At 37.8% G+C, this 16494-nt stretch carries 13 protein-coding genes; all 13 read left to right on the top strand.

The genetic code is table 11. The features are described 5' to 3' along the window. The first annotated feature begins 5 nt into the window (after positions 1 to 5). The 13 genes from MF646_RS03890 (at position 6) to MF646_RS03950 (ending at position 16452) form a co-directional block, all read left to right on the top strand. Entirely contained in the window at positions 6 to 851 is an 846-nt protein-coding gene (locus MF646_RS03890; RefSeq protein WP_250095180.1) for a sugar ABC transporter permease, read from the top strand. Between the two features lie 271 nt (positions 852 to 1122). Next, the gene (locus MF646_RS03895; protein ID WP_250095181.1) at positions 1123 to 2139 is read left to right on the top strand and encodes a LacI family DNA-binding transcriptional regulator; all 1017 of its coding nucleotides are present in this window, start codon (positions 1123 to 1125) and stop codon (positions 2137 to 2139) included. Positions 2140 to 2439: 300 nt separating this feature from the next. Continuing rightward, the gene (locus tag MF646_RS03900; RefSeq protein WP_250095182.1) at positions 2440 to 4098 is read left to right on the top strand and encodes a glycoside hydrolase family 13 protein; all 1659 of its coding nucleotides are present in this window, start codon (positions 2440 to 2442) and stop codon (positions 4096 to 4098) included. Positions 4099 to 4316: 218 nt separating this feature from the next. Then, on the top strand, positions 4317 to 5984 hold the full coding sequence (locus tag MF646_RS03905; protein ID WP_250095183.1) for a glycoside hydrolase family 13 protein: 1668 nt from the start codon (positions 4317 to 4319) through the stop codon (positions 5982 to 5984). 70 nt (positions 5985 to 6054) lie between these two features. Next, positions 6055 to 7698: a PTS transporter subunit IIBC gene (locus MF646_RS03910; protein ID WP_250095184.1), complete on the top strand. Its 1644-nt coding sequence runs from the start codon at positions 6055 to 6057 to the stop codon at positions 7696 to 7698. Between the two features lie 3 nt (positions 7699 to 7701). After that, the gene (locus MF646_RS03915) at positions 7702 to 8490 is read left to right on the top strand and encodes an endonuclease/exonuclease/phosphatase family protein (RefSeq protein ID WP_250095185.1); all 789 of its coding nucleotides are present in this window, start codon (positions 7702 to 7704) and stop codon (positions 8488 to 8490) included. 92 nt (positions 8491 to 8582) lie between these two features. Beyond that, on the top strand, positions 8583 to 10064 hold the full coding sequence (locus MF646_RS03920; protein WP_250095186.1) for a glycoside hydrolase family 32 protein: 1482 nt from the start codon (positions 8583 to 8585) through the stop codon (positions 10062 to 10064). Between the two features lie 155 nt (positions 10065 to 10219). Continuing rightward, positions 10220 to 11206, top strand: a complete 987-nt coding sequence (locus MF646_RS03925) for a LacI family DNA-binding transcriptional regulator (protein ID WP_250095187.1) — start codon at positions 10220 to 10222, stop codon at positions 11204 to 11206. Between the two features lie 311 nt (positions 11207 to 11517). Further along, positions 11518 to 12231, top strand: coding sequence for a ThuA domain-containing protein (locus tag MF646_RS03930; RefSeq protein WP_250095188.1), 714 nt, complete (start codon positions 11518 to 11520; stop codon positions 12229 to 12231). A gap of 43 nt (positions 12232 to 12274) precedes the next feature. Then, positions 12275 to 13300, top strand: a complete 1026-nt coding sequence (locus MF646_RS03935; RefSeq protein ID WP_250095189.1) for a Gfo/Idh/MocA family protein — start codon at positions 12275 to 12277, stop codon at positions 13298 to 13300. A gap of 15 nt (positions 13301 to 13315) precedes the next feature. Beyond that, positions 13316 to 14374, top strand: coding sequence for a Gfo/Idh/MocA family protein (locus tag MF646_RS03940; RefSeq protein WP_250095190.1), 1059 nt, complete (start codon positions 13316 to 13318; stop codon positions 14372 to 14374). Further along, positions 14371 to 15339, top strand: a complete 969-nt coding sequence (locus MF646_RS03945; RefSeq protein ID WP_250095191.1) for a sugar phosphate isomerase/epimerase family protein — start codon at positions 14371 to 14373, stop codon at positions 15337 to 15339. The genes MF646_RS03940 and MF646_RS03945 overlap by 4 nt, the downstream gene beginning before the upstream one ends. 144 nt (positions 15340 to 15483) lie before the next feature. Continuing rightward, positions 15484 to 16452, top strand: a complete 969-nt coding sequence (locus MF646_RS03950) for an ROK family glucokinase (RefSeq protein ID WP_250095192.1) — start codon at positions 15484 to 15486, stop codon at positions 16450 to 16452. Positions 16453 to 16494 lie beyond the last annotated feature (42 nt).

Raw genomic sequence — 16494 nt, forward strand, 5'->3', positions numbered from 1 at the left:
AAATTATGCTTAGTACTAAAGCGAAACGCACAATAAATTACATTATAGTCTATAGTATTTTGATTTTGTTAGCGATTATTTGCTTATTTCCTGTCTATTTCATTTTCATTGGTTCTGTGAATCCAGGTTCATCCTTGCACTCTTCGCAAATCTTTCCGAGTCCTGCTGATTGGAACTGGGGGCATTACCGAGCTTTATTTGAAGAACATAATTACGTAACTTGGTATAAAAACACAATGTTTATTGCCGTATCCAATATGCTTATTTCAACATTGTTTGGTGTGTTTTCTGGCTATGCCTTTTCGAAGTTTAGGTTTAAAGGGAAGAAGCAAGGTTTGATGGCCATTATTATTTTGCAAATGTTCCCGACGATTATGGGGATGATTGCGATTTATACGTTGCTTGGAGCTTTCAACCTTTTGGATACGCACCTTGGCTACATTTTAGTATTAGCAGCAGGAAGTGTCGCTTTTAATACATGGATTGTAAAAGGATTTTTTGACGGGATTCCAAATAGCTTAATGGAAGCAGCGCGAATTGACGGAGCTACAAATTCAGAAACGTTCTTTAAGATCATGCTTCCATTAGCTATGCCAATTATTACATTTGTTGCATTTAATAGTTTTATTGCAGCAAGTATGGATTTTATCATGGCTGAAGTAATTCTGAGATCTAGTAGCAATTGGACTTTAGCTCAAGGGTTGTTTACGTTAGTATCAGGGCAAGCGAATAACAACTTTACGGTGTTCGCAGCTGGAGCTGTGCTCATTTCAATCCCACTTATGGTATTATTCTTTGTTTTCCAACGATATATCGTAGAAGGAATGACAGCTGGAGCAGAGAAAGGATAACGCTTCGCTAGGAAGGTGATTCTCATTGTTCGGGAAGTATAAAGTATTATCAATTATATTAATATTGCTAGCCGTAGGCATGTTTTTATACTCTGCATTGTTACTTTGGATTGTAACAACAACATAGAGTCACCATATACAATGGGGCATTATCTGTCTATATCTGGATAAGATAATGCCCTGTTCAATTATTTTTTGATATCAATGGATTGTCTAAAGGGTATGTAAGCGCTAGAATAAAAGAAACAAAAGGAGTGGGAGGTGGATACCGATGGCGGTCACCATTAAGGATGTCGCTAAGCGGGCTAACGTAGCACCGTCGACGGTATCTCGAGTTATTGCAAATAGCTCGCGTATTAGTGAAAAAACGAAAGAACGAGTAAGAGAAGCAATGAAGGAATTAGGGTACCATCCCAACTTTAATGCTAGAAGTCTAGCTAATAAAAGTACGAATACGTTAGGGGTTGTTATGCCAAATTCTGCAAAAATTGCGTTTCAAAATCCGTTCTTCCCAGAGGTTATTCGGGGAATTAGTACAAAGGCTTATCAAGAAGGATATGGGCTATATTTATCAACGGGTCAAACGGAAGCAGAGATTCTTGAAGAAGTAAAGCAAATGGTTTATGGGGGCCGAGTAGATGGAATCGTACTCCTTTATTCAAGAGTGAATGATAAGGTTATGCCGTTTCTTATCGAACAGGACTTTCCGTTTGTGTTAATAGGAAGACCCTACAATATTAATGAAAATGAAGTTACATTTGTGAATAATGACAATTTTAAAGCAGCAAAAACGGTAACTGAATATTTAATGTTATTAGGCCACGAAAGAATAGGGTTTATTGGTGGAAATCTAGATTATGTTGTGACAATTGACCATATGAAAGGATATAAACAAGCGTTAACTAATGCTCATATCCCGTTAAGGCAAGATTATATTGTCCACCACGAGGAAGTCAAAGAAGGTGGGCAAGATGCAGTTATTGAACTCATGTCCATTGAAGAGCGACCGACAGCACTTATCGTTGCAGACGATATTATGACTTTTGGAGTACTTAGAATGCTTGCAGATATGAATGTTCATGTTCCAAGAGACATCTCTATTGTCAGTTTCAATAATGTCATGATCTCTGAACTATCTTCGCCAAAGATGACAACGGTCGATATTCATATTTATGAATTAGGATTTGAAGCGACAAAATGCTTAATTAATAAAATAAAAGAACCAGATATTGGCGAAAGAAAAGTCATTGTTCCGCATAGACTAATTAAAAGAGAATCTTGTAAATAAAATGAACGAGTTATCCAAATTCTGGCCTAAAAGTGAATTATTCCAATAGGAGAAGGGGGATACTTTGAATAGAGCTTAGTGGAAAAAGCAATTTGTACTAAGTGTACGGGAGGAGTTTTTACGCACAGATGGGCATGGGGATTAGTGTAGATTCCCATCTTCCATCGGTTCGGCTTTTTCCATGACTTTAATATTACTCAGACCTCAAGAGCGATGAAAAAGGAAAGATCATACAAGGTTATGAGTATGTACATCAATGCAAGCGATTGCATGAAATTAATGATTTTAGGGGGAGAAAAAATGAAAAAAACATGGTGGAAAGAAGCAGTTGCATATCAAATTTATCCTCGCAGCTTTATGGATTCAAATGGCGACGGAATTGGTGATATCCAAGGAGTTATTTCAAAACTTGATTATATAAAAGATCTCGGGATTGATGTTATTTGGATTTGTCCGATCTTTAAATCTCCGAATGATGATAATGGATACGATATAAGTGATTATCAAGATATCATGGAAGACTTTGGAACAATGGAAGATTTTGATCAGCTTCTCGACGAAGTCCACAATCGAGGGATGAAGTTAATATTGGATCTTGTTATTAATCATACTTCGGATGAGCACCCTTGGTTTGTTGAATCTCGTTCCTCTAAAGACAATCCATATCGTGATTATTACATTTGGGATCCTGGAAAGAATGGAAAAGAGCCGAACAATTGGGAATCAATCTTTGGTGGTTCCGCTTGGGAATATGATGAGAAAACAAAAGAATATTTTATGCACGTTTTCTCTCGCAAGCAGCCTGATTTAAACTGGGAAAATCCAAAAGTTCGTCATGATTTATATGCTATGGTTAATTGGTGGTTAGATAAGGGAATTGATGGATTTCGGGTTGATGCAATTTCTCATATTAAGAAATTAGAAGGATTTCCTGACTTGCCAAATCCGAAGAATAAGAAATATGTACCTTCTCTTGAGGGTCATATGAATCAAGAGGGGATTCATGTTTTTCTAGAAGAATTGAAAAACGAAACGTTTAATAAATATGATATTATGACCGTTGGTGAAGCCAACGGAGTAAAGGTCGATCAAGCAGAAGAGTGGGTAGGAGAAGACAGCGGTTGTTTTAATATGATTTTCCAATTTGAACACTTAGATCTCTGGGGGAAAAGTACAGAGGGAGGTCTAGATTTACCTGCTTTAAAAGAAACGTTGACAAGATGGCAAAAAGGTCTTGAAGGCATGGGGTGGAATGCTCTGTTTTTAGAAAATCACGATCAACCACGATCGGTATCAACATGGGGGGACAGCGAAAAATACCGTGATAAATCAGCTAAAGCATTAGCGACAATGTATTTTTTGATGCAAGGAACTCCATTTATTTATCAAGGGCAAGAGATCGGCATGACGAACGTTAAGTTTGATTCGATTGAGGATTATAATGATGTCGCTATTAAAAATCTCTATCGAAATGAAAGAGAAGAAGGAAAAAGCCATGAAGAGATTATGGAAGTGATTTGGAAAAACGGCCGAGATAATTCAAGAACTCCTATGCAGTGGAATGATCAAGAAAATTCAGGTTTTACAACGGGAACACCATGGTTAAAAGTGAATCCAAATTACAAGACAATTAATGTGCAACAATCGATTGGTGATTCGCATTCAATTTATCATTACTATAAGAACCTTATTCAACTGCGTAAAGAAAATGATGTGTTAATATATGGAGAATATGATTTAGTTTTAGAAGATCATGAGCACGTATATGCCTATACAAGAACGTTAGACAACGAATATGTGTTAGTAATTGCAAACTTATTTGCCGAAAAAACTACGCTTGAATTACCAGACATTGCACTGGAGATAAAGCTAAGCAATTATGAAGTAAAGACAGACGTGAGTGCACGAGAAATTGAATTACAACCATATGAAGCAAGAGTATATAAAGGAAGATTATAACAGATAAACTTAAATAGAGAGGTTGTCTCCAAATCAAGTCTTAGCCTATAGGTAGGACAGATTCTGTGAGATGACCTCTTATTTTTTATCCCTTGCCTGCTGATTATTTAATATAAAATGACGGCTAAATAAATATAAAACAAGAATAAAATTTAATGCAATCGGTTGCGCAATATTTAAATCTATGATATTTTATTGATAGATAAGGAGGAGCAATCATGAAAAAAACTTGGTGGAAAGAAGCAGTAGCTTATCAAATTTATCCGCGTAGCTTTATGGATTCGAACGGAGATGGGATTGGTGACATCCAAGGTGTCATTTCAAAATTAGATTATTTGAAAGCGCTTGGAATTGATGTGATTTGGATTTGTCCAATCTTTAGTTCGCCTAACGATGATAACGGTTACGATATTAGTGACTATAAAGGAATAATGGCTGATTTTGGAACGATGGAAGATTTCGATCAGCTGCTTGAAGAAGTACATAAGAGAGAAATGAAATTAATCCTCGACCTTGTTATTAATCATTCTTCTGATGAGCATCCTTGGTTTATCGAATCACGCTCTTCAAAAGACAATCCATACAGAGATTACTATATTTGGCATAAAGGAAAGAAAGGGCAAGAGCCAAATAACTGGGAGTCAATTTTTGGAGGTTCGGCTTGGGAGTATGATGAGCGAACGGAAGAATACTTCATGCATGTGTTCTCACGTAAACAACCAGACCTGAATTGGGAAAATCCAAAGGTGAGAAATGAGCTTTATGACATGGTTAATTGGTGGTTAGATAAAGGAATTGATGGATTTCGTGTAGATGCGATCTCTCATATAAAGAAAGTCGCTGGTTTTCCTGATTTGCCTAATCCAAAGAAAAAGAAGTATGTATCGTCGCTCGATGGACATATGAACCAAGAGGGGATTCATGTTTTTCTCGAAGAGCTAAAGCGAGAAACATTTGATAAATATGATATTATGACGGTCGGTGAAGCCAATGGAGTAAAGGTGAATCAGGCAGAGCAATGGGTCGGAGAAGAAGATGGTTGTTTTGATATGATCTTTCAATTTGAACATCTAGATCTCTGGGGCAAAAGTACAAACGGGGGGTTAGACTTACCTGCTTTGAAAAAAACGTTAACAAGGTGGCAAACTGGTTTAGATGGAATGGGATGGAACGCCTTATTTCTAGAAAACCATGATCAGCCACGTTCCGTTTCTACTTGGGGAAATAGTGAAGAGTACCGTGATCAATCGGCTAAAGCATTAGCGACGATGTATTTTCTAATGCAAGGAACCCCGTTTATTTATCAAGGTCAAGAAATAGGGATGACAAATGTAAAGTTTACTTCTATTAATGATTATAATGATGTTGCTATCAAAAATTTATATCGAAATGAAAGAGAAGAAGGCAAGTCACATGAGGAAATCATGGAGGTTATTTGGAAAAATGGCCGAGATAATTCAAGAACCCCAATGCAATGGAGCAATGGCGAAAATGCCGGGTTTACGACTGGTAGTCCTTGGTTAAAAATTAACCCGAATTATCAAGATATAAACGTTGAACAATCAATAGAAGATCATTCTTCAATTTACCATTATTATAGAAAGCTTATTCAACTTAGGAAAGAAAACGATGTTCTTATTTATGGTAGTTATGATCTTGTCCTTGAAGACCATGAACAAGTATATGCTTACACTAGAACGATGGACGATGACATGTTTCTCATTCTTACCAACTTATTCGATGAGGAAGCAAAGGTTAAGTGGCCAACGAGTCTAAAAGGAAAAAATAAAGAGTTATTGATTAATAATTATAAAGTTGATTTGAATGAAGAGTTTTCTAATATAGTGTTAAAACCATATGAAGCAAGGGTTTATAAACTTAAATAGTATGTTTCACCCTTCTGTGCAAACGGTTGCCTGATCCCAGAAGGGTGATGATTAATTGGGGGAAAAAGAAATGAAAATCACATCGTTTGATTTTTGGCAAAAGTTTGGGAAGGCCTTAATTGTGGTGGTAGCTGTTATGCCAGCTGCAGGTATTATGATTTCATTAGGTAAGATGATTGCGATGTTTGAAGTGGATTTGGCTTTTGTTCAAACGAGCGCTGTTATTTTAGAAGAGCTAGGTTGGGCAATTATTGGGAATATGCATATTTTATTTGCAGTCGCAATTGGGGGATCTTGGGCGAAGGAGCGTGCAGGAGGAGCATTTGCTGCATTAGTTGCTTTTATTTTGATTAACCGTGTGACAGGTGCGTTTTTTGGAATTAATAGTAGCATGCTAGGAGATCCTGACGCTACCGTAACATCAATCTTTGGAAGTGAATTAATTGTACAAGATTTCTTCACAGATGTCCTTGGTGCACCAGCTTTAAATATGGGAGTGTTTATTGGGATTATTTCTGGATTCCTTGGTGCTGTTATCTTTAACAAATACTATAATTATGATAAATTACCACAAGCATTATCATTCTTTAATGGAAAGCGCTTCGTTCCGTTTGTTGTTATTTTATGGTCAGTTGTGACCGCATTAGTTCTTTCATTAGTCTGGCCAGTTATACAAGGCAGTTTAAATGACTTTGGTCGTTGGGTTGCTACATCTAGAGATACTGCTCCATTTCTAGCTCCATTTATTTACGGAGCAGTAGAAAGATTGTTGCTTCCTTTTGGATTGCATCATATGTTAACGATACCAATGAACTTCACAAACCTTGGTGGTACATATACCATTTTAACAGGGACAAATGCAGGACAGGTTGTTGCTGGTCAAGAGCCGCTTTGGTTTGCATGGATTGCTGATCTGAATAATTTAAGAGCCGCAGGTGATCTTGCCGCTTATAACCAGTTATTAGCTGAGGTGACCCCTGCTCGTTTTAAAGTAGGACAAATGATTCTTTCTACTGCTGCCTTAATGGGGATTGCGATCGCGATGTATCGTAATGTCGACCCAGATAAACGAACAAAATACAAATCCATGTTCTTTTCTGCTGGACTTGCAGTCTTCTTAACGGGAGTAACGGAACCGATTGAATTTATGTTTATGTTTATTGCTCCTGTTCTATATATCGTGTACGCGCTTATGACTGGGCTTGCTTTTGCAGTCGTTGATCTTGTTGATATTCGTCTTTCATCTATGGGGATGTTGGAGCTATTAACGAGAACTCCGATGGCAATTAGAGCAGGATTATGGTTAGACTTTGTTAACTTCATTGTTGCTTGTGCCGTATTTTTTGGGTTGAATTTTGTCGTTGCTAATTTCATGATTAAGAAGTTTAAATTTGCTACTCCAGGTCGTTTGGGGAACTATATTGATGAAGGAAGCGATCAAAATACTCAAAAAGGCAATGGCAAACAACCTGATGAGTCTTTAGCTAGCTCCATTATTGCATTACTAGGCGGTAGAGATAATATTGAGGAAGTCGATGCGTGTATGACAAGACTTCGTGTAACGATAAAGGATATTAATGCCGTTGCATCTGAGGAAGAGTGGAAGAAAAACGGTGCATTAGGTTTGATTGTTAAAGGTAAGGGTGTTCAAGCAATCTATGGTCCAAAAGCGGATATTATTAAATCTGATATTCAAGACCGAATAGGAGCGTAATACATGAAACTGTTAACATTAAATTGCCATGCATGGCAGGAGGACAATCAACTAGACAAGATAAAAACGTTAGCAAAAGTGATTAAAGAAAATTCCTATGATGTTATTGCTTTACAAGAAGTGAGTCAGTCAATTCAAGAAGAAACTATTGAAGGTGCTGTAAAAAAAGACAATTATGTTTTAGTGTTGCTGAATGAGTTAAAGGCACTCGGTGTTTGTGACTATGATTATGTGTGGGATTTTGCACATATTGGATTTGAAGTATATGAAGAAGGTCTGGCGATAGTAACAAAACATAAAATCGAAAAAGAACACTCTTTCTTTATTTCTCAATCTGATGATACGAATAACTGGAAAACAAGAAAAATTGTTGGTGCGACGATTTCTTACAACGAGGAGCCCATTACTTTTTATTCTTGCCACCTCGGCTGGTGGAACGACGAAGAAGAATCGTATTTGCATCAAGTCGACTCACTCTATTCAATTGTTCGAAAGAATGAACGTTACTTCTTAATGGGAGACTTTAATAATGATGCTAGCGTAAAAGAGGAAGGCTATGATTATATTCTTGGGAAAGGTCTTTTCGATACGTACCAGCTAGCAGAAGAAAAAGATAAAGGTACAACCGTAGAAGGAAAGATTGCTGGCTGGGATCAAAACAAGCGTGATTTACGAATTGATTATATTTTTACGAACGCTCTAGTTGAAGTGAAAAAATCCAATGTGATTTTTAATGGGGTGAATCAGCCAATCATTTCAGATCACTTTGGTGTAGAAGTTGAAACGATCTAAACAATTGATATTATGTTATTCATTAGTTTTATTAGTGAATGAACATATCTGTCTTAAGAGCTAGTAGGAATAAAAAATATTTGGAGGCAGACATGGATAAGCATCAACAGCAAATTGAAAAAGCTAATCAAGAAGTAAATAAATTAAAAGAACAAGTTAAAAGCCACGAATGGAACTTACAGTACCATGTGATGCCGCAAGCAAATTGGATGAACGATCCAAATGGGTTCTCTTTCTTTATGGGAGAGTATCACCTTTTTTATCAACATCATCCATATGATCCTAAATGGGGCCCGATGCATTGGGGACATGTCAAAAGCAAAGATCTTGTTCATTGGGAACATTTACCTATTGCCTTGGCTCCTAGTGAGGATTATGACAAAGACGGTTGCTTCTCTGGTAGTGCAATTGAGAAAGATGGAAAACTCTATTTAATGTACACAGGGAATGTCTGGATTGAAGGAAAACTAGATGAAGATTTAAAACAAGTACAGGCCATAGCCGTAAGTGACGATGGGATACATTTTGAAAAGATAAAAGAAAACCCTGTTATTTCAGAAGTGCCTGAAGGGGATATTAATATTTTTCATTTTCGAGATCCAAAAGTATGGAAACATGAGGGGGCTTACTATTGCGTTTTAGGGTCTAAGACGAAAAGCAATACAGGACAAGTATTGTTATACCGTTCTTCTAACTTAATTGATTGGGAGTTTGTATCCGTCATGGCAAAGGGGGAGGGCAATTTCGGATTTATGTGGGAATGTCCCGATCTGTTCGAGCTTGAAGGAAAAGAAGTTTTGGTGATGTCTCCACAAGGGGTTAAGCCTGAAGGTAACGATTATCACAACCTACATCAAGCTGGTTATGTAATTGGTCAGCTTAATTACCAAACTGGAATCTTCCAATATGGTCCGTATTACACATTGGATCATGGCTTTGATTTTTATGCTCCGCAAACGATGGTTGATGATAAAGGACGGAGAATTCTTATTGGATGGATGGATATGTGGGAAAGTGATATGCCGACCCAAGAATTTGGCTATTCAGGTGCAATGACAATTCCGAGAATCGTGTCATTAAGAAATGATAGATTGTATACATTACCAGTTCCTGAACTAGAAGATCTGCGTGAAGAAGAAACGTACTATTCTGATGTTCTGATTGAAGGGGAAACGTCATTAAAAGGAGTTCACGGAGACTGCTTAGAATTAAAAATGAAAATTGATGTCAAAGATGCGACAACCTTTGGTTTAAAGGTAAGGCAGGATGCTGTAACAAAACAAGAGACAGTATTGACATTTGATAAACGCGATGGTCTCGTTATACTTGATCGTACGAAAGCTGGGAAAGGTCCAGGTGGAGTTCGTAAAACAACGGTGTCTATGGTTAAGACTATCACCTTGCAAATCTTCATTGATAAATCGTCAGTAGAAATATTTATTAATGAAGGAGAAAAAGTAATGAGTGCTAGAGTTTTCCCAACGAAAGAGGCGCAAGGTATCACGTTCTTTGCTGATCATTCAGTTGAAATAAAAAGCTTATCTAAATGGAGTTTAAAGAAAGCGATTAAGTAGTTTTTGGACCCTTATCTAAGAAGGGTAGGGGTCCATTTTTTCTGCAAATAAAGGTTGTTTTTTACTGTTGTTTATTTTAAAATATAGGTAATTCAGTATTGTGAAAACGCTATCGTTAAAGCGTCATCACTCCTGAGAAAAGAAAGGAGGATACGATGGCAACGATTGAAGATGTAGCTAAATTAGCTGGATTATCAAGATCTACGGTCTCTCGAGTGATTAATAATCACCCGTATGTTACGGAGAGAAAAAAACAGCTTGTTTATCAGGCAATGAAAGAATTAGATTATTATCCTAACTCATCTGCGCAACGTCTGAGAAAGCAAAAAACCGACACGATTGCTGTACTTGTTCCAAGTCTGACGAATCCATTCTTTCCTTTTCTTATTGAAGGGTTGGAAACAGTAGCTGTGGAGAATGGGTTGCAATTGCTCATTTGTCAAACACATCAAAATAAGGACAAGGAGCGAAACTACTTGCAACTATTACAAACTAAGCAAGTAGATGGTTTGATCTTTACTTCTTTAGAAAATGATTGGGATTCCATTGCACCATTTAAGGAATCTGGTCCGATAATTATGTGTAATGAATATCGATCAGAGGCAACGGTTCCAGTCGTACGACTAGACCAAGTAAAGGGAAGTTATCTGGGGGCAAAGCATTTAATTGAAAGCGGACATAAGAAAATTGCCTATTGTGGAAATAACAAAGGTGAGCTTGGCGCTGATCGGGAAACAGGGTTTCTTGCTGCATTAGATGAATATAACATTGAAATGAATAATCAGTGGATTTTCAGAGATACACCTAGTATTGAAACTGGCAAAAGGATCTTAAGAACGATTCTATCTCTTGAAGATCAACCAACAGCCGTTTTTGCTGGAAGTGATGAAGTAGGGGCAGGTATTATTAAAGAAGCTAAATTACAAGGCATGCAGATTCCAGAGGATTTAGCTGTCATTGGTTTTGATGATCTACCAGTTGCTCAATTGATGGAACCATCTTTGACTACAGTGAAGCAGCCAATTAAAGAAATGGGACAAAAAACGATGGAGATTATGGTGTCCATGTTAACAAATCAAGATAAAGTCAACGAAGATGTAATTGAGCTTCCTATTCAATTAATTAAGAGAGAATCGGTCTGATGTGAGATCGATCTCACATCAAACCTCATTGAATAGAAGGCTAATATTTTAATAGAATATATGAGAACGATCTCATAAACTTTACTTTTTATTTAATATGAGAATGATCTCACAAAACTTCATTTTTTATTTAATATGAGAATGATCTCACAAAACTTCATTTTTTATCGACCGTATGAGAACGATCTCATATAGGAGGTGTTTAGTCTTCTCGATTAGTAAATTACTAAAATTCTGGAGAAAGTAACACTAAAGTCAATCAGGTAAGCAATTAAATAATAAATCAGTTAAGAATCAGAGGAGGAAATATGATGGTAAACGTAACAGTATGGAATGAAAATCGTCATGAACAAAAAAACCCGGTTGTGCGAGACATTTATCCTGAAGGTATTCATGGTGCTATTGCAAATTTCTTAAAGGAAGATCAAGTGCAAGTGAAAACAGCAACACTTGATGATCCAGAACACGGTTTGACTGAGGAGGTACTCAACTCAACCGACGTCTTAATCTGGTGGGGACATTTGGCTCATAATGAAGTTGATGATGTGATTGTTGAAAAAGTAAAACAGAGAGTGCTTGAAGGGATGGGGCTTATCGTCCTTCACTCAGGACATTTCTCAAAAATTTTTAAAACATTAATGGGAACGACTTGTGATTTGAAATGGCGTGAAGCAAATGATAAAGAACGTTTATGGATTATAGACCCAAGTCACCCTATCGTAGAGGGCATCGGTGAGTTCATTGAACTAGAAGAAGAAGAAATGTATGGAGAGCATTTCGATATTCCAGCCCCGGATCAATTGATTATGATGAGTTGGTTTAGTGGTGGAGAAGTATTTAGAAGCGGTTGTACGTATCAAAGAGGGAAAGGGAAGATCTTCTACTTCCGTCCTGGACATGAGACGTATCCAACGTACCATAACGAAGAAATACAAAAAGTTATCAAGAATGCTGTTAAGTGGGCGAAGCCAACAGATCGAAATATGCCTGTTTATGGAAATGCAAAACCGTTAGAAAATATTTAAATAATAATTTGATTAATAATTTAATTAATAGGGGGAATTGTACATGAGTAAAGTAAAAGTTGGGGTTATTGGTTGTGGAAGTATTGCAAAGCATCGTCATTTACCGGAGTATGCAAATAATTCTGAGGTAGAAATTGTAGCTGTTTGTGACATCGTAGAAGAGCGAGTCCATGAATTAGCAAAAGTTTATAGTGCGAAGGCTTATACAAATTACGAAGAGTTACTTTCAAATCCAGAAGTCGATGCAATAAGTGTTTGTACACCAAACTACTTACATGCTCCTATCTCAATTGCTGCGTTGAAAGCAGGAAAGCATGTCCTTTGCGAAAAGCCGATGGCAACTTCACGTGAAGATGCGGAAAAAATGATTGAGGCTTCAAAAGAAAATAATAAAAAATTAATGATTGCACATAACCAACGTTTTGTTCCTTCACATCAAAAGGCAAGACAATTAATTGAAGCAGGTGAAGTAGGGAAAATTTATAGCTTCCGCACAGCATTTGGCCATGGTGGTCCTGAAGGCTGGAGTGCAGATGGAAGTGAGAGCTGGTTCTTTAAAAAGGAAGAAGCATTTATTGGTGCCATGGGTGACCTCGGTGTTCATAAAACCGATTTGTTACGCTTTGTTCTTGGAGAAGAATTTGTAGAAGTAGGCGCATTTATTGAAACAAGTGCAAAGCAAAACGCAGATGTAGATGATACAGCGGTATGTGTACTTAAAACAGAAAGCGGCATTATCGGAACTCTTGCTGCTAGCTGGTCATATGTAGCGGGTGAAGACAATTCAACAATTATTTACGGGGAAAAAGCGATTTTGCGTTTAGAAGATGATCCCGTTAACTCTTTAATCGTTCAATATAAAAATGGTGAAGTTGTTAAGTATGAGCTAGGCGGTATTCAAACAAACGAAGCTGGTGGTCAAAACAATACACAAGTAATTGATCAGTTTGTGAGTGCAATTATAGAAGACAAGGCCGTTCCTGTCTCAGGAGAAGAGGGAATGAAATCTCTTCAAGTCGTACTAGCAGCTTTAGAGTCAAATGAAACGAAACGAATTACTAGCTTGTAATTGAGGGAGCATGATATGCAAAAACTTAGAATGGGAATCATTGGAGCGGGTGGGATTGCTCAGGATCGTCATATCCCTGCCTATCAACTTATTTCAGACAGAGTCTCAATAGAAGCTATTTGTGATGTGAATCTAGATACAGCGAAAGCTGCTGCAGAAAAGTTTGACATTCCTAAAGTCTATTCTGACTACTGGGACCTTTTTAGTGAGGTAGATGCTGTTACTATTTGTACGCCAAATAAGTTTCATGCCGAAATTACCATTGCAGCACTTGAAGCGGGAGTTCATGTTCTTTGTGAGAAGCCAATGGCTATGAGTGCGGATGAATGTAATGCAATGATTGAAGCGGCAAATGAATCAGGCAAAGTTCTGTCTATTGGCTATCACTACCGCTTTATGAAAGAATCACAGGCTGCAAAAAAGGTCATCTTAGAACAGGAAATTGGTGAACCGATTGTAGCAAGAGCACAAGCGCTAAGAAGACGCAAGGTTCCGGGCTGGGGTGTATTTACGAATAAAGAGCTCCAGGGTGGCGGGAGCTTGATAGACTGGGGCTGTCACTTTTTAGATTTATCACTTTGGTTGCTTGGCAATCCAAAACCAGTTCAAGTAATGGGAAAAGCGTATAATCACCTTAGTAAAATTCCTGGTCAAGTGAATGAGTGGGGAGGCTTTGATCATGAAACATTTGATGTAGATGATCATGTTACAGCCTATATTACGTTTGAAAATGGTGCAACCATGTTGTTTGAAACATCCTGGGCAGCAAATATTAAAGAAGATGTAGAAAGTGTTAGTATTTCGGGCTTACAAGGCGGTATTGACTTGTTTCCGTTTGAACTTAATCAAGCAAAACACGGGATGCTTTTAAATAGTCAATCGACCTGGATTCCAGGTGAAGACAATCCAGGTCTCGCGCAAGTTAGTAATTTCGTAGACACGTGTTTAGGTATGGATGAGCTTATTGTAAAGCCAGAAGAAGCAATGCAAGTGTCTCAAATTATCGATGCAATATACAAAAGCAGTGAAACAGGTCAAAGTGTAAAGATAGAAAATAGGGAGGACTTTGTATGAAGGTAGGCGTATTTACTGTATTGTTTTCTCAAAAGAAATTTGAGGAAATGCTAGATTATGTCAAGGACGCTGGAGTAAAAGCTGTAGAAATTGGTACGGGGGGCTATCCTGGAAACGCTCATTGTGATATAGATAACCTTCTAGAAAGTGAAGAGTTACGTAAAGAATATATGGAGAAGGTAACGTCACGCGGTTTAGAGATTAGTGCGTTCAGTTGCCATGGGAATCCAATTTCCCCAGATGAGGCTTTTGCGAAGGAATCACATGAGGCTTTGGTAAAAACAATCAAGCTAGCTAGCTTGATGGGAGTTCCTGTTGTCAACTGTTTCTCTGGTACGGCTGGAGATCATGATGGCGCAAAATATCCAAACTGGCCTGTCACTCCTTGGCCAAATGAATATGGCGATATTTTAAAGTGGCAATGGGAAGAAAAACTCATTCCTTATTGGAAGGAATGGGGGCAGTTTGCGAAGGATCATAATGTAAAAATTGGGTTAGAGCTTCATGGTGGCTTCTTAGTTCATACTCCATACACGTTATTAAAGTTAAGAGAAGAAACATGTGATGCAATTGGAGCAAATCTTGATCCAAGTCATTTATGGTGGCAAGGAATTGATCCTGTCGCCGCTATCAAAATTTTAGGGAAAGAAAATGCTATTCATCACTTTCATGCAAAAGACACATATATTGATCAGGATAACGTAAATATGTATGGGTTAATCGATATGCAGCCATACGGAGAAGTTCAAACGAGAGCTTGGACGTTTAGATCTGTTGGTTGTGGTCATAGTGTTCAAGAGTGGTCAGATATGATTAGCGCCCTCAGAACATATGGATATGATTATGTTGTAAGTATTGAGCATGAAGACCCAATTATGTCGATTGAAGAAGGATTTGCAAGAGCGGTTAAAAACCTTAACTCAGTCGTAATTGAAGAAAAGCCATCTGATATGTGGTGGGTGTAAAAATTCTACGGTAAAGGATACTGGAAACGGTGTCCTTTTGCCGATTAAAATAATTTATTAAAGAGTTATCTAAACATTCATCGTTATGTGATAGGATAATAGTATCGGCTACATAACAAAAAAATAGGATAGGGATGGGTACATGTGGAAAATAAATGGCTAGTTGGTGTAGATATTGGCGGTACGACAATTAAAATGGCGTTCTTAAATCAGGATGGAGAAATTGTATCGAAATGGGAAATTGATACAGATACGACTCAAAATGGACAACAAATTCCTACTGATATAGCAAGGTCGATTGAGGAAAAATTAGAAGAGTTAGACCAATCGAAAAGTAATTTGGCAGGGCTAGGAATCGGTGCTCCTGGGCCGGTTAACTTTGCGACTGGAGCAATTGAAGTAGCTGTTAATTTAGGTTGGAAGAACTTCCCGCTCAAAGAACTCTTAGAGAAAGAGAGCGGTTTGCCAGTTGTTGTTGACAATGACGCGAATCTTGCAGCTCTAGGAGAAATGTGGACAGGTGCTGGTGAGGGTGCTAATGATTTAATCTTTGTCACATTAGGAACAGGAGTAGGAGGCGGTATCATCTCTAATGGGAAAATTATCCATGGGGTGAACGGAGCCGGAGGAGAAATAGGACATATTACATCGATTATCGAAGGTGGCGCCCGTTGCAACTGTGGGAAAGATGGCTGTCTAGAAACGATTGCTTCAGCAACAGGTATTGTTCGTCTAGCAATAGAAGCACTACAAGAAACGGATACAAATAGCCAACTTAGAGATTACTACGAAGAACATAAAACAGTAACAGCCAAACTCGTTCTTGATGCTGCAAAAGAAAATGATGAAGTTGCAAAACGAGTAATGAATCAAGTTACTTTATATTTAGGGCTTGCTTTGGCTAATTTAGCGAATGGACTTAACCCAGAGAAGATCGTTATTGGCGGAGGGGTATCAAAGGCTGGAGAGACGTTATTAGCCCCAATAAAAGAACAATTCTCACGTTTTGCGTTTCCAAAAGTGTTAGAAGGTGCCGAGTTGACGATTGCAACACTTGGAAATGATGCCGGTGTAATAGGCGGAGCTTGGTTAGCAAAAACGAAATTAACATAAGTAATTTAATAGACATAAATCCCCTTAACAGTTCGTTAAGGG

The organism is Halalkalibacter alkaliphilus, assembly GCF_023555415.1.
In the GTDB taxonomy this organism is placed as follows: Bacteria; Bacillota; Bacilli; order Bacillales; family Bacillaceae_D; genus Halalkalibacter; species Halalkalibacter alkaliphilus.

Bases quoted from the DNA above. Each gene is read 5' to 3' on its own strand.
- MF646_RS03895 (WP_250095181.1), top strand. From the start codon at position 1,123: ATGGCGGTCACCATTAAGGATGTCGCTAAGCGGGCTAACGTAGCACCG.
- MF646_RS03925 (WP_250095187.1), top strand. From the start codon at position 10,220: ATGGCAACGATTGAAGATGTAGCTAAATTAGCTGGATTATCAAGATCT.
- MF646_RS03935 (WP_250095189.1), top strand. From the start codon at position 12,275: ATGAGTAAAGTAAAAGTTGGGGTTATTGGTTGTGGAAGTATTGCAAAG.
- MF646_RS03920 (WP_250095186.1), top strand. From the start codon at position 8,583: ATGGATAAGCATCAACAGCAAATTGAAAAAGCTAATCAAGAAGTAAAT.
- MF646_RS03915 (WP_250095185.1), top strand. From the start codon at position 7,702: ATGAAACTGTTAACATTAAATTGCCATGCATGGCAGGAGGACAATCAA.
- MF646_RS03890 (WP_250095180.1), top strand. From the start codon at position 6: ATGCTTAGTACTAAAGCGAAACGCACAATAAATTACATTATAGTCTAT.
- MF646_RS03930 (WP_250095188.1), top strand. From the start codon at position 11,518: ATGGTAAACGTAACAGTATGGAATGAAAATCGTCATGAACAAAAAAAC.
- MF646_RS03905 (WP_250095183.1), top strand. From the start codon at position 4,317: ATGAAAAAAACTTGGTGGAAAGAAGCAGTAGCTTATCAAATTTATCCG.
- MF646_RS03910 (WP_250095184.1), top strand. From the start codon at position 6,055: ATGAAAATCACATCGTTTGATTTTTGGCAAAAGTTTGGGAAGGCCTTA.
- MF646_RS03900 (WP_250095182.1), top strand. From the start codon at position 2,440: ATGAAAAAAACATGGTGGAAAGAAGCAGTTGCATATCAAATTTATCCT.
- MF646_RS03945 (WP_250095191.1), top strand. From the start codon at position 14,371: ATGAAGGTAGGCGTATTTACTGTATTGTTTTCTCAAAAGAAATTTGAG.
- MF646_RS03940 (WP_250095190.1), top strand. From the start codon at position 13,316: ATGCAAAAACTTAGAATGGGAATCATTGGAGCGGGTGGGATTGCTCAG.